The sequence below is a fragment of the Vibrio hepatarius genome (assembly GCF_011806575.1).
GTDB lineage: Bacteria > Pseudomonadota > Gammaproteobacteria > Enterobacterales > Vibrionaceae > Vibrio > Vibrio hepatarius_A.
In genome coordinates, this window is record NZ_JAATOO010000010.1 from 22,887 (window position 1) to 47,015 (window position 24,129).

Annotated in this window: 25 protein-coding genes; 13 read left to right on the forward strand and 12 right to left on the reverse strand. The window is 45.3% G+C overall.

Annotation, left to right across the window (positions count from 1 at the left end; all coding sequences use genetic code 11):
- Positions 1-50 precede the first annotated feature (50 nt).
- The 5 genes from accB to fis all read left to right on the forward strand — a co-directional run bounded on the left by accB (position 51) and on the right by fis (position 4,325).
- Positions 51-512: an acetyl-CoA carboxylase biotin carboxyl carrier protein gene (gene accB, locus HCZ42_RS09840; protein ID WP_053410050.1), complete on the forward strand. Its 462-nt coding sequence runs from the start codon at positions 51-53 to the stop codon at positions 510-512.
- Between the two features lie 15 nt (positions 513-527).
- Positions 528-1,871 (forward strand): acetyl-CoA carboxylase biotin carboxylase subunit, encoded by a 1,344-nt coding sequence (gene accC, locus HCZ42_RS09845; RefSeq protein ID WP_167420541.1) that lies wholly within the window; start codon positions 528-530, stop codon positions 1,869-1,871.
- Between the two features lie 138 nt (positions 1,872-2,009).
- Positions 2,010-2,897 carry a 50S ribosomal protein L11 methyltransferase gene (prmA, locus tag HCZ42_RS09850; RefSeq protein WP_167420542.1) on the forward strand — a complete coding sequence of 296 codons (888 nt, stop codon included), beginning with the start codon at positions 2,010-2,012 and terminating at the stop codon, positions 2,895-2,897.
- A gap of 139 nt (positions 2,898-3,036) precedes the next feature.
- Positions 3,037-4,005, forward strand: a complete 969-nt coding sequence (gene dusB / locus HCZ42_RS09855) for a tRNA dihydrouridine synthase DusB (RefSeq protein WP_053410130.1) — start codon at positions 3,037-3,039, stop codon at positions 4,003-4,005.
- A gap of 23 nt (positions 4,006-4,028) precedes the next feature.
- A complete protein-coding gene (gene fis / locus HCZ42_RS09860; protein WP_000462885.1) occupies positions 4,029-4,325 on the forward strand; it encodes a DNA-binding transcriptional regulator Fis in 297 nt (98 codons plus the stop codon).
- Positions 4,326-4,387: 62 nt separating this feature from the next.
- On the opposite strand, the gene HCZ42_RS09865 is transcribed toward fis, so the two are convergent.
- Together HCZ42_RS09865 and zntR are read right to left on the reverse strand one after the other, a co-directional pair.
- Positions 4,388-5,110 (reverse strand): serine protease, encoded by a 723-nt coding sequence (locus HCZ42_RS09865; protein WP_254868933.1) that lies wholly within the window; start codon positions 5,108-5,110, stop codon positions 4,388-4,390.
- 270 nt (positions 5,111-5,380) lie between these two features.
- The gene (gene zntR / locus HCZ42_RS09870; RefSeq protein ID WP_167420543.1) at positions 5,381-5,788 is read right to left on the reverse strand and encodes a Zn(2+)-responsive transcriptional regulator; all 408 of its coding nucleotides are present in this window, start codon (positions 5,786-5,788) and stop codon (positions 5,381-5,383) included.
- A 275-nt stretch (positions 5,789-6,063) separates the two neighbouring features.
- Here zntR and purH point away from each other — a divergent pair, with 275 nt between their 5' ends.
- Both purH and purD read left to right on the forward strand, forming a co-directional pair.
- On the forward strand, positions 6,064-7,656 hold the full coding sequence (gene purH, locus HCZ42_RS09875; protein ID WP_167420544.1) for a bifunctional phosphoribosylaminoimidazolecarboxamide formyltransferase/IMP cyclohydrolase: 1,593 nt from the start codon (positions 6,064-6,066) through the stop codon (positions 7,654-7,656).
- Between the two features lie 157 nt (positions 7,657-7,813).
- Positions 7,814-9,103 (forward strand): phosphoribosylamine--glycine ligase, encoded by a 1,290-nt coding sequence (purD, locus tag HCZ42_RS09880; RefSeq protein ID WP_167420545.1) that lies wholly within the window; start codon positions 7,814-7,816, stop codon positions 9,101-9,103.
- A 74-nt stretch (positions 9,104-9,177) separates the two neighbouring features.
- Here purD and HCZ42_RS09885 read toward each other — a convergent pair whose 3' ends face one another.
- Together HCZ42_RS09885 and hupA are read right to left on the reverse strand one after the other, a co-directional pair.
- Entirely contained in the window at positions 9,178-9,876 is a 699-nt protein-coding gene (locus HCZ42_RS09885) for a DUF1481 domain-containing protein (RefSeq protein ID WP_368484183.1), read from the reverse strand.
- 81 nt (positions 9,877-9,957) lie between these two features.
- Positions 9,958-10,230, reverse strand: coding sequence for a nucleoid-associated protein HU-alpha (gene hupA, locus HCZ42_RS09890; RefSeq protein ID WP_053410043.1), 273 nt, complete (start codon positions 10,228-10,230; stop codon positions 9,958-9,960).
- Between the two features lie 418 nt (positions 10,231-10,648).
- Here hupA and HCZ42_RS09895 point away from each other — a divergent pair, with 418 nt between their 5' ends.
- The gene (locus tag HCZ42_RS09895) at positions 10,649-11,728 is read left to right on the forward strand and encodes a CNNM domain-containing protein (RefSeq protein WP_167420547.1); all 1,080 of its coding nucleotides are present in this window, start codon (positions 10,649-10,651) and stop codon (positions 11,726-11,728) included.
- A 67-nt stretch (positions 11,729-11,795) separates the two neighbouring features.
- Here the strand turns inward: HCZ42_RS09895 and HCZ42_RS09900 are convergent, their stop codons facing one another.
- A complete protein-coding gene (locus HCZ42_RS09900) occupies positions 11,796-12,386 on the reverse strand; it encodes a YjaG family protein (RefSeq protein WP_167420548.1) in 591 nt (196 codons plus the stop codon).
- Positions 12,387-12,457: 71 nt separating this feature from the next.
- Between HCZ42_RS09900 and HCZ42_RS09905 the strand changes: the two genes are divergently transcribed.
- Together HCZ42_RS09905 and HCZ42_RS09910 are read left to right on the forward strand one after the other, a co-directional pair.
- Entirely contained in the window at positions 12,458-13,384 is a 927-nt protein-coding gene (locus HCZ42_RS09905; protein ID WP_167420549.1) for a D-2-hydroxyacid dehydrogenase, read from the forward strand.
- A gap of 28 nt (positions 13,385-13,412) precedes the next feature.
- Complete coding sequence (locus HCZ42_RS09910; RefSeq protein ID WP_167420550.1) at positions 13,413-14,000, forward strand: uracil-DNA glycosylase family protein; 588 nt, start codon at positions 13,413-13,415, stop codon at positions 13,998-14,000.
- Between the two features lie 38 nt (positions 14,001-14,038).
- Here the strand turns inward: HCZ42_RS09910 and HCZ42_RS09915 are convergent, their stop codons facing one another.
- From HCZ42_RS09915 to HCZ42_RS09945, 7 genes are all read right to left on the reverse strand, one after another.
- Positions 14,039-15,205: a nucleotide sugar dehydrogenase gene (locus HCZ42_RS09915; protein ID WP_167420551.1), complete on the reverse strand. Its 1,167-nt coding sequence runs from the start codon at positions 15,203-15,205 to the stop codon at positions 14,039-14,041.
- A 269-nt stretch (positions 15,206-15,474) separates the two neighbouring features.
- On the reverse strand, positions 15,475-17,121 hold the full coding sequence (gene groL, locus HCZ42_RS09920) for a chaperonin GroEL (protein ID WP_167420552.1): 1,647 nt from the start codon (positions 17,119-17,121) through the stop codon (positions 15,475-15,477).
- A 76-nt stretch (positions 17,122-17,197) separates the two neighbouring features.
- The gene (locus HCZ42_RS09925; RefSeq protein ID WP_004410737.1) at positions 17,198-17,488 is read right to left on the reverse strand and encodes a co-chaperone GroES; all 291 of its coding nucleotides are present in this window, start codon (positions 17,486-17,488) and stop codon (positions 17,198-17,200) included.
- A 233-nt stretch (positions 17,489-17,721) separates the two neighbouring features.
- The gene (locus HCZ42_RS09930) at positions 17,722-18,054 is read right to left on the reverse strand and encodes a DUF3135 domain-containing protein (protein WP_167420553.1); all 333 of its coding nucleotides are present in this window, start codon (positions 18,052-18,054) and stop codon (positions 17,722-17,724) included.
- 143 nt (positions 18,055-18,197) lie between these two features.
- The gene (locus HCZ42_RS09935; RefSeq protein WP_167420554.1) at positions 18,198-18,992 is read right to left on the reverse strand and encodes a Wzz/FepE/Etk N-terminal domain-containing protein; all 795 of its coding nucleotides are present in this window, start codon (positions 18,990-18,992) and stop codon (positions 18,198-18,200) included.
- A gap of 460 nt (positions 18,993-19,452) precedes the next feature.
- Positions 19,453-20,070 (reverse strand): helix-turn-helix transcriptional regulator, encoded by a 618-nt coding sequence (locus tag HCZ42_RS09940; RefSeq protein WP_167420555.1) that lies wholly within the window; start codon positions 20,068-20,070, stop codon positions 19,453-19,455.
- A gap of 56 nt (positions 20,071-20,126) precedes the next feature.
- The gene (locus tag HCZ42_RS09945) at positions 20,127-20,564 is read right to left on the reverse strand and encodes a GNAT family N-acetyltransferase (RefSeq protein WP_167420556.1); all 438 of its coding nucleotides are present in this window, start codon (positions 20,562-20,564) and stop codon (positions 20,127-20,129) included.
- A 59-nt stretch (positions 20,565-20,623) separates the two neighbouring features.
- Here HCZ42_RS09945 and murB point away from each other — a divergent pair, with 59 nt between their 5' ends.
- The 3 genes from murB (at position 20,624) to pssA (ending at position 24,093) form a co-directional block, all read left to right on the forward strand.
- Positions 20,624-21,670 (forward strand): UDP-N-acetylmuramate dehydrogenase, encoded by a 1,047-nt coding sequence (gene murB, locus HCZ42_RS09950; RefSeq protein WP_175579461.1) that lies wholly within the window; start codon positions 20,624-20,626, stop codon positions 21,668-21,670.
- The gene (gene birA / locus HCZ42_RS09955; RefSeq protein ID WP_167420558.1) at positions 21,667-22,629 is read left to right on the forward strand and encodes a bifunctional biotin--[acetyl-CoA-carboxylase] ligase/biotin operon repressor BirA; all 963 of its coding nucleotides are present in this window, start codon (positions 21,667-21,669) and stop codon (positions 22,627-22,629) included. Before murB ends, birA begins: the two co-directional genes overlap by 4 nt.
- Positions 22,630-22,752: 123 nt before the next feature.
- Positions 22,753-24,093, forward strand: coding sequence for a CDP-diacylglycerol--serine O-phosphatidyltransferase (pssA, locus tag HCZ42_RS09960; RefSeq protein ID WP_167420559.1), 1,341 nt, complete (start codon positions 22,753-22,755; stop codon positions 24,091-24,093).
- Positions 24,094-24,129 lie beyond the last annotated feature (36 nt).

Consider the following 24,129-nt stretch of genomic DNA (forward strand, 5'->3'; position numbering starts at 1 on the left):
CTGCAGCCCCCGAGGGCTGTCTTATTCACAAGATAAAAGAGAAAGACAAGATGGATATCCGTAAAATCAAGAAGCTTATCGAATTAGTTGAAGAGTCTGGCATTGCTGAGCTAGAGATCTCTGAAGGTGAAGAATCGGTACGCATCAGTCGTAGCGGCCCTGCAGTAGCACCTGCTCCAGTTCATTACGCAGCGGCGCCAGCACCTGTAGCTGCTGCTCCAGCGGCTCCGGCAGCAGCACCTGCTCCAGCAGCAGAAGCGGCTCCAGCAGTTCCAGCTGGTCACCAAGTTCTTTCTCCAATGGTAGGTACTTTCTACCGTTCTCCAAGCCCAGACGCAAAAGCGTTCGTAGAAGTAGGTCAATCTGTTAAAGCTGGCGAAACACTATGTATCGTTGAAGCAATGAAGATGATGAACCAAATCGAAGCTGACAAGTCTGGTGTGGTAACTGCAATCCTAGTTGAAGATGGTCAACCAGTTGAATTCGACCAACCACTTGTTGTTATCGAATAATAGAGGCCTTCTCTCATGCTAGATAAAATAGTCATCGCGAACCGAGGTGAAATTGCACTTCGAATCCTTCGCGCTTGTAAAGAATTAGGCATTAAGACCGTGGCAGTACACTCAACTGCTGACCGCGATCTTAAGCACGTACTACTAGCAGACGAATCAATTTGTATTGGTCCTGCTCGTGGTATCGACAGCTACCTAAACATTCCACGCATCATTTCTGCAGCAGAAGTGACTGGTGCTGTGGCTATCCACCCAGGTTACGGCTTCCTGTCTGAGAACGCAGACTTCGCAGAACAGGTAGAGCGCAGCGGCTTTATCTTTGTGGGTCCTAAAGCGGACACTATCCGCATGATGGGTGACAAAGTGTCAGCGATCACCGCAATGAAAAAAGCGGGCGTTCCATGTGTACCGGGTTCTGACGGCCCACTAGACGATGATGACGTAAAAAACAGAGCTCATGCTAAACGCATCGGCTACCCTGTCATCATCAAAGCGTCTGGCGGCGGCGGCGGTCGTGGTATGCGCGTCGTTCGTAGCGAAGCTGAACTGGTTCAAGCTATCGCAATGACTCGCGCGGAAGCGAAAGCTGCGTTCAACAACGACATGGTATACATGGAGAAATTCCTTGAGAACCCACGTCACGTTGAAGTACAAGTAATCGCAGATGGCCAAGGCGGCGCCATCCACCTAGGTGAACGTGACTGTTCAATGCAGCGTCGTCACCAAAAAGTGGTGGAAGAAGCTCCAGCTCCGGGCATCACTGAAGAAATGCGTAAGTACATCGGTGAACGCTGTACTCGTGCATGTCTAGAGATTGGTTACCGCGGCGCAGGTACGTTCGAGTTCCTGTACGAAAACGGTGAGTTCTACTTCATCGAAATGAACACCCGTATTCAGGTTGAACACCCAGTAACAGAAATGGTGACTGGTGTTGACCTAATCAAGGAACAGCTACGCGTAGCAGCAGGCCAGCCTCTATCGTTTACTCAAGACGATATCAAGATTCGCGGCCATGCAATCGAATGTCGTATCAACGCAGAAGACCCTGAGCGTTTCCTACCTTCACCAGGTAAGATTGAACGTTTCCACGCTCCTGGTGGTATGGGCGTTCGTTGGGAATCGCACATCTACTCAGGCTACACAGTACCGCCTCACTACGATTCAATGATCGGTAAACTGATCACTTTCGGTGAAAACCGTGACGTAGCGATTGCACGTATGAAGAACGCACTGGGTGAGATGATTGTAGAAGGTATTAAGACCAACGTACCTCTACAAGTTTCTATCATGAATGACGAGAACTTCCAGCACGGTGGTACGAACATTCATTACCTTGAGAAGAAACTCGGTCTGCAATAATCGACTCAATGTTCGAATCAAAATGCTCACTTCGGTGAGCATTTTTTGTTTTGAACAGAGACTACACTCAAATAACGTGACGAGTTCTGCTACACTCACCGCCAATCAATATTTCACCATCTAAGAGAGCACATACTCATGCCTTGGATTCAAATCAAACTTAACGCGACCAATGAAAACGCCGAACCAATCGGCGATATGCTCATGGAAGAGACTGGTGCATTGTCTGTTACCTTTCTAGACGCGCAAGATACACCCGTATTCGAGCCTCTACCGGGCGAAACTCGTTTATGGGGTGATACTGACATTCTGGCACTGTATGACGCTGAAACCGACAGCAACCTAGTTATCGAGCAAATCAAAGCGAGCAACATGCTGGCGGAAGGTTTCGCATACAAAGTCGAACAACTTGAAGACAAAGACTGGGAACGCGAATGGATGGAAAACTTCCACCCAATGAAGTTTGGCGAGCGCTTATGGATTTGCCCAAGCTGGCGTGAAGTACCAGAACCTGACGCGATCAACGTGATGCTTGACCCAGGCTTAGCATTTGGTACTGGTACCCACCCGACAACATCACTGTGTTTAGAATGGCTAGAGAGTCTAGACCTGTCAGGCAAAACCGTTATCGACTTCGGTTGTGGCTCTGGCATCTTGGCGATCGCGGCAATCAAGTTGGGCGCAGAAAAAGTCATCGGGATCGATATCGATCCTCAAGCGCTATTAGCGTCAAAAGACAACGCACAGCGCAATGGCGTGGCGGATCAACTTGAAGTGTACCTTCCTCAAGACCAACCTGAAGGATTGGTGGCAGACGTCGTCGTAGCCAACATTCTTGCCGGTCCATTACGTGAGCTTTCAGGCATTATTAAGTCTCTGATTAAGCCACATGGCGAGCTTGCGATGTCTGGCGTTTTGGATACTCAAGCAGAAGATGTCGCTAACTATTACCGTGACGAACTTCAAATTGACCCTATCGTTGAACAGAACGAATGGTGTCGCATCTCGGGTCGCAAGCAAGGCTAGATAAGACTTTCAGCTCTAATTGACTGAATTTCATACTATTTACAGAAACAAATTGTAAATGCTCAAATATTAGTCTTTTCACGCAGTGAAAAAATGCGTAAAATGCGCGCCCTTGCTGGTACAGAACTGTGAAGACGTTTTGAAAATTGGAAACTACCAACTTAAGAATAATCTCATCGTTGCCCCTATGGCAGGTGTGACCGATAGACCGTTCCGAGAGTTGTGCCTCCGTTATGGTGCGGGTATGGCCGTCAGTGAAATGATGTCCTCAAATCCTAAGCTATGGAAAACGTCTAAGTCGAAACAGCGCATGGTACATGAAGGTGAATCGGGCATTCGCTCTGTACAAATTGCGGGTTCCGACCCACAACTGATGGCCGACGCTGCTCAGTTTAGTGTTGAGAACGGTGCTCAAATCATCGATATCAACATGGGTTGTCCAGCAAAAAAAGTGAATAAGAAGCTAGCCGGCTCTGCCTTACTTCAGTATCCAGAACTTATCGAAGATATTCTGAAAGCGGTAGTAAATGCAGTAGACGTTCCCGTAACGTTGAAAACCCGTACTGGCTGGGACACAGACAATAAGAACTGCGTCCAAATCGCTAAATTAGCCGAAGACTGCGGCATACAAGCTCTTGCGCTACACGGTAGAACAAAAGCCTGTATGTACAAAGGTGAGGCCGAATATGACAGCATTAAAGCGGCAAAACAGGCCGTATCCATCCCGGTTATCGCAAACGGTGATATCGATAGCCCGGAGAAAGCCAAATTTGTACTGGAATATACTGGTGCAGACGCTTTGATGATTGGACGTCCTGCCCAAGGTCGTCCGTGGATTTTCCAGGAAATCCACCACTTTTTGGAAAACGGCACCACAATGCCTGAGCTTCCCGCTGAGGAAGTAAAAAGCATTATGCTTGGCCATGTGAATGCTCTACATAGTTTCTATGGTGAGTATCTAGGTCCACGAATCGCGCGTAAGCACGTGGGTTGGTACCTAAAAGAGCATGAGCAAGCGAGTGAGTTTCGCCGTACCTTCAACGCTATCGATGTGGCAGAACTGCAACTCGAGGCGCTAGAGGGTTATTTTGATAACGTTGCATCATAATTAAGAGAAGAGCTAGACCGAATATGTTCGAACAAAATCTGACTTCAGAAGCATTAACAGTAACTACAGTAACGTCACAAGACCAAATCACTCAGAAGCCTTTACGTGACTCTGTTAAAGCATCTCTTAAAAACTACCTTGCTCAATTGAACGGCCAGGAAGTCACAGAGCTATACGAATTAGTTCTAGCTGAAGTTGAACAACCACTACTAGATACTATCATGCAGTACACTCGCGGTAACCAAACTCGCGCAGCAACTATGATGGGTATCAACCGCGGTACTCTTCGCAAAAAACTTAAGAAATACGGCATGAACTAAGATTTATGCAAACTAAAGAGCTTAACTTAAAAAGTTAGGCTCTTTTTTTATCCCCAATACTCTTAGTTTTTAACCAACATTGACTTATCATCCTTTTCCCAACGTAGGCTGTATTGCTGATTGCCATAGAAATCGTCCACGGCGCCTTCCAGCCAATCACGCACATAGTTTAACGGTACAAATATGCTAATCCGTTCTAAACCGTGAGGCTCTCCACTCAATAAACGTATATCTCTAGGGTTAGCCCTCGCAGCAATGATCCCTACTAAAGATCCGTTATCGTTATAAACTCCCCCGCCACTCATACCATCCTGTACTGGTGCGTCGGTAACACTTGCTGGACACTTTTTAAAGTAAGGGACTTCAACTAACAATAAGTCGCGACGATAGCGGCCGCTGCCAGTTAATACATCTCCTGTTGGACTCATACCAAAAGTACGTACTGGCTGATTAGGAAAAACTAAACCTAAATTAGGATAATCAAGCGCGCTATTGTTTGATTTTACAATAGCGATATCACAGTAAGGATGATAAGCCACGACTTTGTCGTAGTTGAGTTTAGCGACATGTGCAACCGTCAAACTAAGCTCAGGCGTAATAGGCGTGCTTGTACCAAAGCCAAAAAAGAGCAACGGTATACCAGTAAACTCATAATCAAGAGCAGGATGTTCATTAGTAACCGTTACTTTTCCGTTACTCCCTACACACCCAACAAGTAAAAATAAAGTTGCTATAGCAACGAATACGACTAGACCCGGAACCATAGATAAGCTGCGAAGGTTCATACCCCCTCCTTAAATCAACTTAAATCTAATGATCGAGATGCGCACCTAGATCGTGTTAAATTAAAAACAACTTTATCAGTATAGATGCGATTTTCTGTTATGCCACATCTCTGCAGTCGATAATGCTTCCCGTTTTGTCAGTCAGCAATAATCCGTCACTCACTTCTTTTTATTTATCTCGCCCTCCTAGGTCTGCGCCTTAAGTTAAAAATACAACTGTCAATATTTGCACGTAACCAGTAAGTCCAAGCTGCTGTACTACTGAATTATTTACTGTTCACTCGCCAATGCCCCAAGAATAGAGCAGTGACTGGCGTTATCATCTACATGGCCACAGCAAGCATCGTTAATTTTTCTTAATGCATTGCGTATTCGGGTTAATTCGAGAATTTTCTCGTCGATCAGCTCTAACTTAGCCGAAGTAATCGCTTTAACTTCAGCACAACTGTGCTCTGTCGCTTCCAATTTGATTTCTAGTAGTTCTTTGATTTCTTCTAAACTGAGCCCAAGGTCTTTGGCTTTTAGGATAAAACCAACCTGTTTCTGGTTGTCTTCATCATAGAGCCGATAGCCAGATTTACTTCGGCCGGCAGGACGAATTAACTGGTTTTTTTCATAGAAGCGCAGCGTGTCTGCTGTCACACCACAACGCTTTGCTAGTTCACCGATTTGGAACATAACCTTCCTTATTAACCATCTCGTTACTTTTAAAGGTAAAAATAGAGTTTTTTGCAAAAATTTTTGCGATGCCAAACGATTGCGCGAGCTTTTTTGTAATAAATTGGTTAGAATGCACCCCGTCAAGTTCAGAGGCGACTAATTAAACAAATTTAGTCGGTCAAAAGGTCTTTACCAAAACTGGCCAATATCTTACTACTCGCTGTAAGAACAAGTTCATTTTTGGCAAATATCTTTATCTTAATCTAACTCTGTGACTTAGAGGAAATAGAAGCATGAGTAACGCTCGCCCTATTCGCCGCGCCCTAATCAGCGTATCAGACAAAACAGGTATTGTTGAGTTTGCAAAAGCTCTCGCTGATCGCGGTGTTGATATCCTATCTACTGGTGGTACCGCTCGCCTGTTGGCTGAGCAAGGCATTTCTGTAACGGAAGTATCTGACTACACGGGTTTCCCGGAAATGATGGATGGTCGTGTAAAAACGCTTCACCCGAAAGTTCACGGTGGTGTGCTTGGTCGTCGCGGCCAAGATGATGACGTGATGGAAAAACACGGCATCAACCCTATCGATATGGTAGTTGTAAACCTTTATCCGTTCGCAGCAACCGTTGCGAAAGAAGGCTGCACACTGGCAGACGCAGTAGAAAACATCGATATCGGCGGTCCAACAATGGTTCGCTCTGCTGCGAAAAACCACAAAGATGTGACTATCGTAGTGAATGCTCACGATTACGACCGCGTGATTGCGGAAATGGATGCAAACGCTAAGTCTCTTACGTTAGACACTCGTTTTGACCTTGCTATCGCGGCATTTGAGCACACGGCGGCTTACGACGGCATGATTGCTAACTACTTCGGCATTATGGTTCCTAGCTACGGCGAGAACAAAGAAGGTGACGAAGAATCGAAGTTCCCTCGTACGTTCAACCAGCAATTCCTCAAGAAACAAGACATGCGCTACGGTGAGAACAGCCACCAAGACGCAGCTTTCTACGTGGAAGAAAACCCACAAGAAGCGTCTGTTTCAACAGCGAAGCAAATCCAAGGTAAAGCACTTTCTTACAACAACATCGCAGACACTGACGCAGCACTTGAGTGTGTGAAAGAGTTTGCTGAGCCTGCTTGTGTAATTGTTAAACACGCAAACCCATGTGGTGTTGCGCTAGGTAAAGACATTCTAGAAGCGTACAACCGCGCTTACCAGACAGACCCAACGTCAGCGTTCGGCGGCATCATCGCATTCAACAAAGAGCTAGATGCAGAAACAGCAACAGCTATCGTTGAGCGCCAATTCGTAGAAGTCATTATTGCACCTAAAGTGTCAGCAGCAGCGATTGAAGTAGTTGCCGCGAAGAAGAACGTTCGACTACTTGAGTGTGGCGAGTGGTCAACCAAGACAACAGGCTTTGACGTGAAACGCGTGAATGGCGGCCTACTGGTTCAAGACCGCGACCAAGGTATGGTAAACCTAGACGACCTGAAAGTCGTGTCTAAACGCCAGCCAACTGACGAAGAACTAAAAGACGCACTATTCTGCTGGAAAGTAGCTAAGTACGTGAAGTCAAACGCGATTGTGTACGCAAAAGGCGATATGACTATCGGCGTGGGTGCGGGCCAAATGAGCCGCGTATACTCAGCGAAAATTGCCGGTATTAAAGCCGCAGATGAAGGTCTAGAAGTTGCAGGTAGCGTGATGGCATCGGATGCATTTTTCCCATTCCGCGACGGCATCGATGCCGCTGCAGAAGCAGGCATTAAATGTGTGATTCAACCAGGTGGTTCAATGCGTGATGACGAAGTTATCGCTGCAGCCGATGAGCACGGTATGGCGATGATCTTTACCGGTATGCGTCACTTCCGCCACTAATTTTACTCGTCGTATTTGGTACTCTGGCGTCGTTAACGGCTCTCGCCCACCTCAGTCACATAGCGAGCTATGCTCCCGAGGATTGGGCTCAATTGTTGCCTAGCCACAGTACCAACTACCTAGAGTAAACAGTATCTATAAGATTAAGGATTTTACTATGCGAGTTTTAATTATTGGTTCTGGTGGTCGTGAACACGCTCTTGGTTGGAAAGTGGCACAAAACCCAAATGTTGAAACCATCTTTGTTGCACCAGGTAACGCTGGTACGGCTCTCGAGCCAAAGTTAGAAAACGTAAACATCGACGTTGAAGATATCAAAGGCCTAGTTGCATTCGCTCAAGAGAAAGCAATTGAGCTAACGATTGTTGGTCCTGAAGCGCCATTGGTTATCGGTGTGGTGGACGCATTCCAAGCGGCCGGTTTACCGATTTTCGGCCCAACCGAAGCGGCGGCTCAGTTAGAAGGCTCTAAAGCGTTCACTAAAGACTTCCTAGCACGCCATAATATTCCAACGGCTGCTTACGCAAACTTCACTGAAATCGAACCTGCATTGGCTTACGTACGTGAACAAGGCGCACCAATCGTAGTGAAAGCCGACGGTCTAGCCGCGGGTAAAGGCGTTATCGTCGCAATGACGCTACAAGAAGCGGAAGACGCGATCAAAGATATGCTAGCAGGTAACGCATTTGGCGATGCGGGTAGCCGAGTCGTGATCGAAGAGTTCCTAGATGGCGAAGAAGCAAGCTTTATCGTCATGGTGGATGGCAAGAATGTTCTGCCAATGGCGACTAGCCAAGACCACAAACGTGTCGGCGACAAAGATACCGGTCCAAACACGGGCGGCATGGGTGCTTACTCTCCTGCTCCTGTAGTGACACCTGAGATTCACGACCGCATCATGCAGGAAGTGATCTACCCAACGGTAGAAGGTATGGCGTCAGAAGGTCACCCTTACACTGGTTTCCTATACGCTGGCCTAATGATCGATCAAGACGGTACACCAAAAGTCATCGAGTACAACTGCCGTTTCGGCGATCCAGAAACGCAACCTATCATGATGCGTATGGAATCTGATCTTGTTGAACTTTGCTTAGCAGCAATCGATAAAAAGCTAGACCAAGTAGAATCAAAGTGGGCACCACAGGCGTCAATCGGTATCGTACTAGCAGCGGGTGGCTACCCAGCGGCGTACAATAAAGGTGACGTTATTTCTGGTCTTCCACAACAAGAAGTTGCAGGCGAGAAAGTCTTCCACGCGGGTACTGATAACAAAGATGGCGATATCGTGACAAACGGTGGCCGCGTACTTTGTGCAACAGCGCTTGGCAACACCGTTTTTGAAGCCCAGCAACGTGCTTACGCGCTTGCGAAACAAATCAGTTGGGATGGCATGTTCCACCGCAACGACATCGGTTATCGTGCGATTGAGCGCGAGCAACAAAAGTAACGTATATCGTGAATAGTAAAAGAGGCGCTCCAATGAGCGCCTTTTTTATATCGGGTATATTTCAACGGATAACGTTATTCTTCAATCAAACTCGGTCGTTCGATGCAATCATGGTCGTCTTCGGCCAGCATCAGCAACTCTTCGACAACGACTTTATCGCTGTATTTAGCTCCGAGGAACGCCACATAGCTGTCAACCTGCGCTAAGCGGTTCACGACAAAGCTTGGCAAGGTCTGGTTAAACTCAACCTTGTCAAACGCTCTGCCCGCACAGGTTTCAAACTCGCTACCATCCCAATAGCCCTGAACCAGCCTTAAATCCTGCTCGTCTTGCTCTTTGGTGAGCCTAGTAATATCAGCCGCTTCTTGCTTCAACCAGCTGAGCTTGTTCTGAGTCAGCGGGAGCACTTTGCCATTAAGACGATATTGCTGGTATACCGCGTCGCCCTCTTTACTGAATCGCACGTGGATTCGGTAAGGCACGAGCTTTTGATTGTCTTTGATTTGCTCACCCTCACGGATAAGCTCACGCAGTTCACCGTCAGCCCAGCGGTAATCGGTTTGATACCAGCCGTAGTCTCCAGCCGCCACATAATCGGCTGCTGTGTATGGTGAGACAAGTTTCTCTGTGTACCAGTAAAGGCTTGTGGTGTCGCCCATTGTTTGGCCGCCGGTGTACTCAGTAAACTGCTCTAGTTTAGAGTTAGAGGTACCTGAAGAACAACCGACCAGTAAAGAGACCAGCAGTGACGGTAATAAAAATTTTTTCATAATAAAAATATACGCCAAGATAGTGAGCTACCTTGGCGTATTTTAAACTATTCCAGAGAAAAACGCTGGATTTGCTTGTTTAGATTATTTTACCGCGTCTTTCAGAGCTTTACCTGAAACGAATGCAGGAACATTTGCTGCAGCGATTTGGATTTCAGCGCCAGTCTTAGGGTTGCGACCAGTACGTGCTGCACGGTGGTTAACTTTAAATGTACCAAAACCAATTAGTTGAACTTGGTCACCCTCTTTAAGTGCGCCAGTTACGCCTTCAAGAGTAGCTTCAAGAGCAGTTTTCGCTTGTGCTTTAGATAGGTCTGCTTTCTCTGCGATAAAGTCGATTAATTGGGTCTTGTTCATTAGGTTTCCCTTCTCATAGGTTATCGAATTCAGCTCACTCTAAAACAAAAATGCCCTATCTGGCAAAGGTTTGTAAGCGATCTTTGGCTTTCATGACGTACTTTTAACCATAATCTGAGTATTAACTCACAATTTGTTACTATCTGAGCATCAGAAAGCGCTTGTTTTTATGTTGCTCTGACCTTATTTATTGAGCCGATAACGGCCTGCGAAGCCTGATATTGCAGGAATGTGACGTTAAAAAATTATCACACCAATAATGCCCAGGTATGGTTGAACCTAACAGGAATGACACGTTCCAATAGGTAACATGCAAAGTTCGGTTGTGAAGTTTATATCAACAACAATACAATTGTGATTGCTCTATCAAACACAACGCTGTTGATATAAGCGATGAACTCAACTCTATAGGAGCTTTATGTTGCTGCTAACTTTGTACGTCAGTATTTCTATTGGCGTATCGTTTATTTGTTCGGTTTTGGAAGCGGTATTACTGAGTATTACCCCAAGTTATTTAGCGCAAATGCGCCAACAAAACCATCCCTCTGCTGAGAAGCTATCCGCGCTGAAGTCAGATATTGATAGGCCACTAGCGTCTATCCTGACACTCAACACGATAGCTCACACGATTGGCGCGGCAAGTGCCGGTGCACAAGCCGCGGTGGTGTTTGGTAGCCAATGGTTAGGGGTATTTTCTGCGGTATTAACGTTGGCGATTTTGGTGCTTTCGGAAATTGTGCCAAAAACCATCGGCGCGACATACTGGCGACAGTTGGCTCCAGCTTCGGCAGTCGTATTACGTTGGATGGTATGGGCGCTGACGCCGTTTGTTTGGTTCTCAGAACAGATCACCAAGCGACTTGCACGTGGGCATGAGGCACCTAAAATGCGTGACGAACTGTCTGCAATGGCGATGCTAGCCAAAGAGAGTGGTGAGTTTGCTGAAGGCGAGTCAAAGATTCTCGATAACTTACTCGGTATTCAAGATGTTCCGGTAACGCAAGTCATGACACCGCGTCCTGTTGTGTTTCGCGTCAGCGCTGAAATGAGCATCAACGAGTTTTTGCGTGATCACAAAGATACACCTTTCTCAAGACCCTTGGTCTACAGCCAATCCAATGACAACATCGTTGGCTTTGTGCACCGTTTAGAGCTATTTAAGCTACAACAAGCGGGGCTTGGTGAAAAACAACTTGGCTCAGTGATGCGCCCGGTGCACGTTCTACTCAATACCATCGCATTACCAAAGGCTTTTGAGCAGATGATGGCCAACCGCCTACAACTTGCGATGGTGGTCGATGAATACGGTACGGTACAGGGCATCCTGACGCTAGAAGATATCTTTGAGCATTTAGTGGGTGAAGAGATTGTCGATGAGGCAGACCGAGCCACCGACATGCAACAACTCGCCTTCGAACGTTGGGAAAAGTGGAAGAAAACCCACAGCGTAATCGAAAATCGCGACGAAGAAGAAGCCGACGACATTTCAGTCAAATAGAGACTAATAAGGCTGGCCATTTGGCCAGCCTTATTTTTTGTTCGCTTTAAGCAACGCGAGTCAGCAACTAGTTAACGCTCACACCGATATTGCTGATGCCTTCGTCACGCAATTCTTCACGCAGGTCTTTAATCAAATCGATATCACGTTCTTGCGCATCTTTAAGTGGACGGAATACCGCCCACTGTACGTCCCATTCAGCGCACACTGCTTCGTTATCTTTCTGATTGTCATTGGTAATCTCTTCACCGCTCTGTGCTTCTTCTAGCTGTGCTACCGTTACCACCGACTGCTGACTGACCTTTTGCATGCTTTCAAACAAATCGTCGCGATCCAGCAAGCCATGCAACAACGTTGAAAGGCCAATACACGCATCAATTGCAGGATAAACGCCGTAAAAGTCAAAGTCTTCCGAACTAGGAATGATCTCTTCCAGCTTTTCCAACTGACGCTCAAAGTTCACCTTCGCGTTTTTTACCGTTAGAAGCTCCCAAACGCTATCTAGGATATCCCTGTAAATACGCTCTTGCGCAAACTCAGTACTTTGACAAAACATGGCATAGTTTGGATACATACGTTCACATAAACACGCCATAAAGGTAATCTGTTTCCAGGGTTCTAACTTCTCTAAACGAAGCTGAAGAGGATTCTGTAGCATAGCGACTCATCGGTTGCAGAAATTAACAGCGAGAGTTTACTTGATAACCAGCAGGGAAAAAAGCAAAGGCGATGAACAATTTCACTCACAAACTGTACCTATTGACGGATGATAACCCCAAGTACCAAAGTCTGATTGAGCAAAGCCAGTGGCCAGAGCTAGAAATCACTAGCGAAAAGGAAGAGGCCACCATTCTACTTGCTGCACCACCTAAGGCAGCGAATGCTCTGTCTGAGTTTCCCAAATTGGAGTGGATTCAGTCTGTGTTCGCCGGCGTGGACGCGCTAATCCCTGCATTGCAAGAGCATGATATTGAACTGACCAACGTCAAAGGGATATTTGGTCAACTGATCGCCGAGTATGTATTGGGCTACACAATCCAGCATTATCGACACTTTAAGGACTATCAAATCCTGCAAGCAGAAAAGCGCTGGAGCCCTAAACCTTATCAATCCCTAACTGAAAAACGCATGCTGATTTTGGGTACTGGCTCAATTGGCTGCTATCTCGCCAATGCAGCAAAAGCGATGGGATTGAGTGTTTCTGGTGTCAACCGAAGTGGTATTCCGGTTAAAAACGCCACATTTGATAGCACTTATCATATTCAAGAGCTCAACACTGCGCTTGAGCAAGCGGATATCATCGTCAACACGCTCCCAAGTACCCCTGAAACAAAAGCCCTACTTAACCAGCAATCGCTCAGTCATTGTCAGCAGGCGTTGTTATTTAATGTTGGGCGCGGGGATATTATTGAGGAAAATGACCTACTGCCCGCCATCGACCAAGGCCATATTGAACATGCATTTTTAGATGTATTTGCATTGGAACCGCTTGCCGAAGACCATCCATTTTGGAACAACCCAGCGATTACTATCACCCCACATATCGCAGCGTTGAGTTTTCCAGAACAAGTGGTTGATATCTTCAAAGACAACTACCAACGCTGGCGAGATGGGTTTAGTTTGGTCAACAGAGTCGATATAGAAAAAGGTTACTGATCACCAACGCGTCAAAGAGCAATTTACTATGATTTCAATAAAGCTAGACGACACATTGCAACAAATCCGAGCCTGTAAGCTCTGCGAACCGCACTTACCGCTCGGTGCTAACCCGGTGATTCAGGCCAACGAATCATCCAAACTGTTGATCATTGGCCAAGCTCCAGGCGTAAAAGTGCATCACACGTCTATTCCATGGAACGACCCAAGCGGCGATAGACTAAGAGACTGGTTAGAGCTCGATAAGGAACAGTTTTATAACCGAGAAGAAATTGCGATCATGCCGATGGGGCTCTGCTACCCAGGAAAAGGAAAGAGTGGCGACCTACCACCAAGAAAAGAATGCGCACCCCAGTGGCATCAAAAGGTCTTGTCACAACTGCCAAATGTCGGGATGACGTTGTTAATTGGTCAGTATGCGCAAAACTATTATCTACAAGAGAAACCAGCGACGCTGACACAAACGGTCAGACAGTGGCAACGTTGGGCACCTCACTACTTACCTCTGCCCCACCCATCACCAAGAAATACGCTCTGGCTGAAGAAGAATCCGTGGTTTGAAGCTGAAGTGCTACCGTATATTCGTGATTACGTCCACCAGCATCTAAAAAGCTGACTCAGACAGTTTCCGAGCCAGCTTTTAATCAATTAAGCTTAGTCAGAACCGAACAAATCACGGGTGTAGACTTTGTCCGCAACATCAGCCAGCTCTTGTGCCATACGGTTAGAAACGATCACATCCGATTTAGCTTTGAACGCTTCAAGATCACGAACCACTTCCGAGTTGAAGAATTGGTCCTCTTCCAGCACTGGTTCATAAACGATAACCGTCACACCTTTCGCTTTAAGGCGTTTCATGATGCCCTGAATAGAAGACGCGCGGAAGTTGTCCGAACCAGCCTTCATGATCAGACGGTAAATACCAACGACTTCAGGCTCACGCTTAAGGATAGATTCTGCGACAAAGTCTTTACGAGTGCGGTTAGCGTCTACAATCGCGCCGATGATGTTGTTCGGTACGTCTTGGTAGTTAGCAAGCAGCTGCTTAGTATCTTTTGGCAAGCAGTAACCACCGTAACCAAACGACGGATTATTGTAGTGATTGCCAATACGCGGGTCTAAGCCAACACCTTCGATAATCTGACGCGCATCCAGTCCATGCGCTTCTGCATAAGAATCTAGTTCGTTGAAGTACGCCACACGCATCGCAAGGTAAGTATTAGAGAACAGTTTTACCGCTTCAGCTTCGGTTGAGTTGGTCAGAAGTACCGCGATATCTTGTTTTACCGCGCCTTCAACCAGCAGGTCAGCAAACTGTTGCGCGCGCTCACTCTGCTCACCGACGATAATTCGCGACGGGTTTAAGTTATCGAAAAGTGCTCTACCTTCTCGTAAGAACTCTGGTGAGAAAATGATATTGTCGCAATTCAGTTCTTGCTTAATACGCTCGGTATACCCTACAGGGACCGTAGATTTGATGATCATTACCGCTTGTGGGTTAATCGCTATCACATCTTTAATCACAGACTCAACCGATGATGTGTTGAAGTAGTTCGTCACAGGATCGTAGTCGGTCGGCGTGGCGATAATGACGAAACGTGCGTCTTTGTAAGCTAACTGCTTGTCTGTTGTCGCAACAAAATCAATTTGTTTGTTGGCGAGAAAATCTTCAATCTCTGCATCAACGATTGGTGAGATTTTTTGGTTGAGAAGTTCGACTTTCTTCTCTACAACATCTAGCGCCACAACCGTATGGTTTTGCGCCAATAGCATTGCGTTGGATAAGCCAACGTAACCGGTACCTGCAACAGCAATCTTCACTACTTACCTCATTACTTACTCATAGAGAGGGAGCGCGATAGCAACCATCGCAAATCAACGAAACTCACCAACAACTCTATCGAGAATGATTAGTCTAAACTCAGCCAAACCGGATAGTACCAATAAAGCTGTAGCCGACATTCTTATAACATCAAAAAATATCGGGATTAAGAGCGTAAAATACCACATTTCGCCCCACTGACGAAACAGAACAAAAAAGCGGAGACCGAAGTCTCCGCTTTTTAAAGCTCTATAGGTGCTTGGGATGATTACATCATACCGCCCATGCCACCCATACCGCCCATACCACCCATGTCAGGCATACCAGCGCCTTCTTTTTGTGGTAGGTCAGTCACCATCGCTTCAGTTGTGATCATCAGACCAGCAACAGACGCTGCAAACTGTAGTGCTGAGCGAGTTACTTTCGTTGGGTCTAGGATACCCATCTCTAGCATGTCGCCGTATTCACCCGTTGCTGCGTTGTAACCGTAAGAACCTTCGCCCGCTTTCACGTTGTTCGCTACTACTGACTCTTCGTCACCTGCGTTCTTCGTGATTTGACGGATTGGCGCTTCCATTGCACGTAGTGCAACGCGGATACCAACGTTTTGATCTTCGTTGTCACCTTCAAGGTCAACAATCTTAGATGCCGCGCGGATTAGTGCAACACCACCACCCGCAACCACGCCTTCTTCAACAGCAGCACGAGTTGCGTGCAGCGCATCTTCTACGCGGTCTTTCTTCTCTTTCATTTCAACTTCAGTTGCTGCGCCAACTTTGATTACTGCAACACCGCCAGCGAGTTTAGCTACACGCTCTTGCAGTTTCTCTTTGTCGTAGTCAGACGTTGCTTCTTCGATTTGCTGACGAATTTGAGCAACACGGCCCTGAATCATCGCTTCTTCACCGATACCATCGATGATGGTTGTGTTCTCTTTAGTGATCGCAACGCGCTTCGCTTGACCTAGGTCTTCTAGTGTCACTTTTTCAAGTTCTAGACCGACTTCTTCAGAGATCACTGTACCGCCAGTTAGGATAGCGATGTCTTGTAGCATCGCTTTACGACGGTCACCAAAACCAGGAGCTTTAACCGCAGCAACTTTTACGATACCGCGCATGTTGTTCACAACCAGTGTTGCTAGCGCTTCACCTTCAACGTCTTCTGCAATGATTAGCAGTGGACGAGATGCTTTAGCAACAGCTTCTAGTGTTGGTAGAAGTTCACGGATATTGGAGATCTTCTTGTCCACTAGAAGGATGAATGGGTTTTCTAGGTCAACAGAACCGGCTTCTTGGTTATTGATGAAGTAAGGAGATAGGTAACCGCGGTCGAACTGCATACCTTCTACTACGTCTAGCTCATCTTGTAGAGCCTGACCTTCTTCAACAGTAATAACACCGTCGCGACCCACTTTCTCCATCGCTTCAGCAATGATGTTACCCACGCTTGTATCAGAGTTTGCTGAAATCGTACCTACTTGAGCGATTGCTTTCGTGTCCGCACAAGGTACTGATAGTTCTTTTAGCTGTTCTACTGCTGCGATAACGGCTTTGTCGATACCGCGTTTAAGATCCATTGGGTTCATACCCGCAGCTACTGCTTTCAGACCTTCGTTTACGATCGCTTGCGCAAGTACAGTTGCTGTTGTTGTACCGTCACCTGCTGCGTCGTTCGCTTGAGACGCAACTTCTTTCACCATTTGCGCGCCCATGTTTTGGAACTTGTCTTCAAGCTCAATTTCACGCGCAACAGAAACACCATCTTTAGTGATTGTTGGTGCACCGAATGATTTGTCTAGAACAACGTTACGGCCTTTAGGGCCAAGTGTAACCTTTACTGCATCAGCTAGAACGTTTACACCTTCTAGCATTTTAACTCGTGCGTCATTACCAAATTTAACGTCTTTAGCAGCCATCTTTAGTTTCCTTTTCTAAATTCTTTGTTTTTGATTAGCAGTTGAATCTGAGCAAAAAATTACTCAATGATTGCTATTACTCAACGATTGCCATGATGTCGTTTTCAGACATAACTAGCACTTCTTTACCGTCGATTTTTTCAGTTTTAGTACCATAACCTTCAGCGAAGATAACTGTATCACCCACTTTTACGTCTAAAGGAAGGACAGTGCCGTTTTCAAGAATGCGGCCCTTACCTACAGCTAGAACTACGCCGCGAGTTGATTTCTCTGCAGCTGAACCAGTCAGAACGATGCCACCAGCTGATTTTGACTCAACTTCTTGGCGTTCTACGATAACTCGGTCGTGTAATGGACGAATGTTCATCGGTCGTCTCTCCTGAAAATTTACATGTTATTTGATAATTACCCCGAAACCGGGCTTCAAGGCCTTGTGGTAACTATATGTGGGATAGAAATGGCAAACCCAAGGGGAGGGAGAAAGTTTTTTGTGATCTAAGTTGGAGTTCACAGAGGGAATGAGTAGCAATGAGGTGCGATGCTACTGAACAGAACGCATCAATGGGGATTTTCTATACAAATGTTCTGCAGAGTTTGTTCCTAACGCCACTGCTCAAAAGGAATAATATCCGCGTTGTTAGCTTGTGATTGTTCTGCTCTACCATCCAAAGCATCTTGAAACTTATTGATCTGAACAGCGAGTTCTCGCATCAACTCAACGTTGACGTGATTCGGATTTTTACAATGACTAATGACTAAATCAATATGACTTTGTTGCGCCCACAAGCGGCCTTGCATCTCTTGAGACGCAGACAAGATCATCTCTTCACATAAATTATGCTTAAGAGAATCAAACGCTTCAGGATCATTCTTTGCAAGCTCAACCAAGTCATCAAATGAAGGAAGAGTCTGAGTGATAGGAACTGACTGCATACCGCCTCACTAATAACAAATTAATCAACTATTAGTTATAGGGTAGCTAACTTGGCGCCTGTCATTGACTAAAAAAGCCACAGTATCAAGAATAAGACTGTGGCTTTAGAGGCGAGAAAATTCATTTGTTTTTGAACACAAAATCAAATCACACTTTTTGGCTTATCCTTATGTACTTGTTGATTAAACGTAAACCGAATCAATACGATTACAAACCCAACCATGCCACCAAGCAATGTCCCTAGCACGACAATAAGTGATCGCTTCGGTTTGACATGGGAAGTCGGTTTGCTAGGCTGAATAATGACTTTTGCTAGCTCAGTGTTAGGGTTTTCCAACATAGCTTTCATAAATAGCTGCTTAGCAAACAGTTCATCCAAGTATTCTTGTGTTTTGCTTGGTACTGACTTGCTAGAAGCATTCGATTGCAAAGCGTCTAGTGCCAAATCAATTTTATTTAACTCTTGCTTCCTGAGCACGATATTAAGTGCCTCGGTCATTGCACTCACGCCTGCAAAGGCTGATTCTGGATCTGATGATAACTTAGATATTGAATATACCTGACTACGCTCGTCGTATGAAATATTCACATCAGATAATACTGTTTTTTGTTCTCCGTAGAAAGTAACAACTTGTTCCCTAAAGGTGCGACTAGTAACAAGCTTAGGAGATATTCTTGGCTCCTCTGCCGCAGTTATATTGTAGACCTTATCTTCAATTAAAAATGAAGAACTAGCTTGATATACATTTGGCTGGATTAGCGCATACCCTGCCGCGCTAAGCGCAAAAATCGCCACAGCAGCAATAATGATCAACTTACCATCCCAAAGAGCTTTAAACAGCTCTCTTAAGTCAATTTCATCATTAGTTTGAAATGAGTCGGGTATTTGAGGTGTATAAGAAGTTTGAGACATAGGTTGTTCATGTTGCCCGCTCACAATAGCTCCTTTAGATAAAAAATAATAACTGGCTGTGAGTTTAACATAGATTATAACGGGCAAATAGTGAGTATCCCTCTATTGTGTTCTTACTCTCACTTGAATTACTCGAAAGGCTAGCGCCAATCATCAAAAGGAATCATCTCCCCCCTTTCGGTTGTTTTTTACACTTGCTCTACACCCGGTCGATATGACTTTGTCGAGTCCATAACCTATGTTGCATTTTTATGGATGACGACTGTGTCATCACTTCATATATCTTGCTTAACTCGATTGGACGCTTCTGGATTGCTCTCTGCCAACACCATCAAATGAAGAAAGGGGTAAGTGATTAAGGGTGAATTTATGCGATCTCTTCTAGTGTTGATTAAATTATCAACACTACTATTTAAAGGTGGTCGATAAGTGGTATTTTAGGTAATCAGGCGTCTTATATTTTAGAAATGAGAAAAGGCTAATCTTAACTAGGGGTAATTTGGTAAACACAGCGCCTTTCTCCAGCAACAATATGCTCGCTACGTGTCACAATATAATGTTCGCCCAGCAAACGCTGAAAGATATTTAGCTCTGACTGACACAAACTTGGGCAACGGGTGGCGGCTTTACATATAGGACAGTGATTTTCAATCAGTAAAACTGTGTCACCTTGAACTTGTAGCTCCGCCATATAGCCTTCTTGTTGTCTTAATTCGACTAAGCGCTCAAGCTTACGCTCTAGAGTTGCGCACTTATCAAGTTCAGTAGTGTAGAAGCTATATGTTTTAGCTTCACGTTCATCGGCAATTTTTTGTAAACCTTCTACACCAAAGAGGTTTTCCACCGCTTCAATAACGTGAATTGTGAGATCACTATGGCGATCTGAGAACTGCGAGTGTCCTTTGGCAGTGAGTGCCCAGTGCCGCGTCGGTCGTCCGATTTTCACTTTTAAATCAGAGAACGACACCAAGCCTTCGTATTCTAAGGCCTGTAAATGCTGCCGAGCGCCCATTGTCGTCATACCTAACTTATCCGCTAATTGCTTAGCAGTGACTGAGCCATCTCGTTTAATTGTCTCCAATATTTTTTCGGCACTTTTCATGTTTACTCCCTCTACCATACAACATTATGTAGTAGATGTTTCATAAAGAAAATGCTTTACATGAAAGTTAAAGGTTTATATTGCATCGCAACGAGTCTCTTTCCACTGTTAATATAGCGTTCAAACAACATTTTTAGCGAATTAGGCAAATGATGAGGTTCAATCGCGTTAAAGTCATGCGCGGCATAAAAAGCTTCCAGATGTTCATAGGCAAAACAAAAATCACCAGGTTGCATAACAGAATGTTGGCAATACTCCATCAATTTATGTCCGACGCCCTGCTCCCTGTTTTCAGGTATCACCAACATCCCCGTCAACAAGCGGAACTGTTCTACTGAGCGAAAACGTACTACTGCAATTAACTTACCCTCTTGGTAAGCGACGACCGTCAGTTCATTTTTCTTCGCTTTTCCTGATGGGTAATGCGCTTTATACAGTCTGCTGACAAGAGGAAGTTTAATCGGGTCTAAGATGTCGAAGCTAAGGTTGCTCATTATCGTAATAGACTAATTTAATGTAGAATGTCCGCAGTTTAGATGACCCAATGACCGTGATGCAAATTTTGACCGATGCCGACCTATCGGCTTACCACACTTTTTCTATTTCACAGACTTGCGCATACCTTGTTGAGGTATCTTCGGTGCAAGAACTGATCTCTGTGTACCAAAATCCTCAATGGCAAGATTTACCTAAACTCATGCTTGGCAAAGGTAGCAATATGTTGTTTACCCAACCATTTCAAGGTGTGGTCGTGGTCAACCGCTTACATGGAAAGCAAGTGTCGGAGTCGGAGCAACATTGGCACTTACATGTTGAAGCAGGAGAAGACTGGCCGTCATTAGTTGAATGGAGTGTGGAACAAGATTATGCCGGCTTGGAAAATTTAGCGCTTATCCCCGGTTGTGCTGGGAGCGCACCCATCCAAAATATTGGCGCTTACGGCATCGAATTGAAAGATGTCTGTGAGTACGTGGACATTATTTGCTTAGAAACGTTTGAAATCAAACGTCTTACTAACCAAAAGTGTCAGTTCGGTTATCGCGATTCAATTTTCAAACACGAGCTATACCAAAAAGCCATTGTGGTGGCGATTGGGTTAAAACTTAGCAAAAACTGGCAACCCAACATCGAGTACGGTCCACTAAAATCGTTCGATGCTCAAACCGTGTCGGCACAAGAGATCTTTGAGCGAGTTTGCCAAGTACGCATGGATAAACTGCCAGACCCAGCAGTGACCGGCAATGCGGGGAGCTTCTTCAAAAACCCTGTCATTGACGAACATCACTACACGGCACTCAAAGCGCAATACCCAGATCTCGTCGCGTACCCTACCGACAACGGCGTTAAAGTCGCGGCTGGTTGGTTAATAGACCAATGCGGCTTAAAAGGTACAGCAGTTAACGGAGCGCAAGTGCACCCGAATCAAGCCCTAGTATTGGTAAACAGAGACAACGCCACTGCCAACGATATTGTTGAACTAGCGGCTCTTGTCCGTGCGCAAGTAAAAGAGAAATATGGCATCGAGCTAGAACATGAAGTTCGCTTTATCGGCGCACTAAAAGAGACCAATCTGAGTGAGATTTTGGAGCAACGCCAATGAAAGAACACACGATCAAACTGGCAATCCTAAAAGCCCTTTCAACAGGGGATTTTATCTCAGGCGAAGAGTTAGGCGAACAACTCGGCGTTTCACGCGCGGCAATCAGCAAACATATCAAAGGCATACAAGACTGGGGAATCGATATCTTTCGTGTGCAGGGTAAAGGTTATCAACTCTCTCAACCGTTGCAATTGCTGGATGAATCGATATTAAAAGCGAACCTAAACACGCCCGTTGAACTCATTCCGATCATTGACTCAACAAACCAATACTTACTGGATCGGGTCGACGCGCTAGAATCAGGCTCAGTGTGTATTGCTGAGTATCAAGCAAAAGGCAGAGGACGACGCGGCCGAGAATGGGTCTCACCATTCGGCTCAAACCTATACATGTCGATGTTTTGGCGATTAGATGCGGGGATGGCTGCGGCTATGGGCCTTAGCCTAGTCGTTGGAGTCGCCATTGTTGAAGCGTTAGAAAAACTTGGACTCAACGGCGTAAAGCTAAAATGGCCAAATGATCTTTACTACCAAGACCGAAAGCTGGCAGGGATATTAGTCGAAATGTCAGGTCAAGCTGGCGGCGCCGCAAATCTTGTTATCGGTATGGGTATGAACTTAATGATGTCTGATCAGACAGAAGGGATCACTCAACCTTGGGCAAGTCTTGCCGAAGTGGCGGATAAAGAGCATATCGACCGTAATCAGCTCGCGATTACAATGATAAATACGCTCCACAGCGCCTTAAGCGACTACGAAATCTATGGTATGTCAGGCTTTGTCGAACGTTGGAACCGACTGGATAACTTTTTAGGCCGTCCGATTAAGCTCATCATGGGTCCAAGAGAGATTACCGGGATTGCCAAAGGAATTAATGAGCAAGGCGCAGTATTACTAGAAACAGAAAATGGCATGGAGTCTTTCATCGGCGGTGAAATCAGTCTAAGAGCACAAATCTAACTCACATCAACAAAACATAACCTTTTACAACCTAGATTTGAGAACTAGGATCTGGTACCTAGGCACTGCAATGACATTTTGCTACTATCCTTTTCCACTTTAAGTAAAGGTAATCCATCCAACATGATGACTAATAGGAACTTATTCGAGCAACTGCCTACTTTGGCGCAAGATCCAGCGAAATTCGAAACGCTGTATGCCGCCAAAGATTTTCGAATTCGCTTAATTGAAGCAATTCGTCAGGCGAGCAAGCGAATCTACCTTGTCGCCCTTTACCTTGAAGATGACGAAGCTGGTCGGGAGATTTTGACCGAGCTTTATCAAGCTAAACAACGAAATCCTGGCTTGGATATCAATGTATGCGTAGATTGGCACCGCGCACAACGCGGTTTGATTGGTGCTGAACCGAGCGAGACCAATGCAGCGATGTATAAAGCCTTCGCCGATAAACATCAACATAAAATACCAGTATATGGTATTCCAGTACGTGGACGTGAAGTCTTTGGTGTGTTGCACCTCAAAGGCTTTGTTATTGATGATCAAGTAATTTATAGCGGAGCTAGCTTAAATAATATCTATTTAAACTACAAAGAGCGCTATCGCTTTGACCGCTACCATTTGTTAAACAACAAATTATTAGCAGACAGCATGGTGAGTTTTGTTCAAAACGAATTGATTGCTCACCCAGCAGTCAACGATTTAACATGCCCAAGCAAACCAGAAACAAAAGAGATCAAGACACAAATCCGTCAACTACGTGCATCTCTAGCAAAAGCACAATATCAGTTTGAGCCGCAAGAAGTCTCTTCTGAACAAGTCGCAGTCACCCCTATTGTGGGGGTAGGTAAGAAACGTAATAAGTTGAATCAGGGCATCAACCAACTGTTAGCAACAGCTAAAGACGAAATTTTTATCTGTACCCCTTACTTCAACTTCCCACGTAGTGTGGCAAAAGAGGTAAAGAAAGCTCTTAGACGTGGAGTTAAAGTAACGATTGTCGTCGGTGACAAAACCGCCAATGACTTTTATATTTCACCCGAAGAAGAATTTAAAACTATCGGTGGTTTACCATATCTATATGAGCGCAACTTGCGCCTATTTGCTAAGGCAAACGAAGCAAATATTGCTAGTCGAAAGCTATCTATTCACTTGTGGAAACATAGTGAAAATAGTTTCCACTTGAAAGGCATTTGGATTGATAAGCGTTACATGCTGATTACTGGAAACAATCTCAACCCTCGCGCATGGAAGCTAGACCTCGAAAACGCTATATTGATTCAAGATCACTTCCATCACTTGACACCTCAGTTTGAGAAAGAAGTCGAGAACATTCTCCAGCATACTCATTTAATCTGTACTTACAAGCAGTTAGATAAGTTTGAAAATTACCCAGATGCCGTACAAAAATTAATGCGTAAGATTACTCGTGTGCGAGCGGATAGAGTTTTAAAACAGATTTTGTAAACTAGTTGGCAATGGGTAGCCTAGTGAATTGATATT

Excerpts from the sequence above, each read along its gene's own strand:
- HCZ42_RS09905 (WP_167420549.1), top strand. The coding sequence starts at position 12,458 with ATGAACAATTTCACTCACAAACTGTACCTATTGACGGATGATAACCCC.
- hupA (WP_053410043.1), bottom strand. The coding sequence starts at position 10,230 with ATGAACAAGACCCAATTAATCGACTTTATCGCAGAGAAAGCAGACCTA.
- fis (WP_000462885.1), top strand. The coding sequence starts at position 4,029 with ATGTTCGAACAAAATCTGACTTCAGAAGCATTAACAGTAACTACAGTA.
- prmA (WP_167420542.1), top strand. The coding sequence starts at position 2,010 with ATGCCTTGGATTCAAATCAAACTTAACGCGACCAATGAAAACGCCGAA.
- murB (WP_175579461.1), top strand. The coding sequence starts at position 20,624 with ATGCAAATTTTGACCGATGCCGACCTATCGGCTTACCACACTTTTTCT.
- purD (WP_167420545.1), top strand. The coding sequence starts at position 7,814 with ATGCGAGTTTTAATTATTGGTTCTGGTGGTCGTGAACACGCTCTTGGT.
- groL (WP_167420552.1), bottom strand. The coding sequence starts at position 17,121 with ATGGCTGCTAAAGACGTTAAATTTGGTAATGACGCACGAGTTAAAATG.
- HCZ42_RS09945 (WP_167420556.1), bottom strand. The coding sequence starts at position 20,564 with ATGAGCAACCTTAGCTTCGACATCTTAGACCCGATTAAACTTCCTCTT.
- purH (WP_167420544.1), top strand. The coding sequence starts at position 6,064 with ATGAGTAACGCTCGCCCTATTCGCCGCGCCCTAATCAGCGTATCAGAC.
- HCZ42_RS09940 (WP_167420555.1), bottom strand. The coding sequence starts at position 20,070 with ATGAAAAGTGCCGAAAAAATATTGGAGACAATTAAACGAGATGGCTCA.
- pssA (WP_167420559.1), top strand. The coding sequence starts at position 22,753 with ATGATGACTAATAGGAACTTATTCGAGCAACTGCCTACTTTGGCGCAA.
- birA (WP_167420558.1), top strand. The coding sequence starts at position 21,667 with ATGAAAGAACACACGATCAAACTGGCAATCCTAAAAGCCCTTTCAACA.
- HCZ42_RS09895 (WP_167420547.1), top strand. The coding sequence starts at position 10,649 with ATGTTGCTGCTAACTTTGTACGTCAGTATTTCTATTGGCGTATCGTTT.
- zntR (WP_167420543.1), bottom strand. The coding sequence starts at position 5,788 with ATGTTCCAAATCGGTGAACTAGCAAAGCGTTGTGGTGTGACAGCAGAC.
- accB (WP_053410050.1), top strand. The coding sequence starts at position 51 with ATGGATATCCGTAAAATCAAGAAGCTTATCGAATTAGTTGAAGAGTCT.
- accC (WP_167420541.1), top strand. The coding sequence starts at position 528 with ATGCTAGATAAAATAGTCATCGCGAACCGAGGTGAAATTGCACTTCGA.
- HCZ42_RS09910 (WP_167420550.1), top strand. The coding sequence starts at position 13,413 with ATGATTTCAATAAAGCTAGACGACACATTGCAACAAATCCGAGCCTGT.
- HCZ42_RS09925 (WP_004410737.1), bottom strand. The coding sequence starts at position 17,488 with ATGAACATTCGTCCATTACACGACCGAGTTATCGTAGAACGCCAAGAA.
- HCZ42_RS09900 (WP_167420548.1), bottom strand. The coding sequence starts at position 12,386 with ATGCTACAGAATCCTCTTCAGCTTCGTTTAGAGAAGTTAGAACCCTGG.
- HCZ42_RS09930 (WP_167420553.1), bottom strand. The coding sequence starts at position 18,054 with ATGCAGTCAGTTCCTATCACTCAGACTCTTCCTTCATTTGATGACTTG.
- HCZ42_RS09865 (WP_254868933.1), bottom strand. The coding sequence starts at position 5,110 with ATGAACCTTCGCAGCTTATCTATGGTTCCGGGTCTAGTCGTATTCGTT.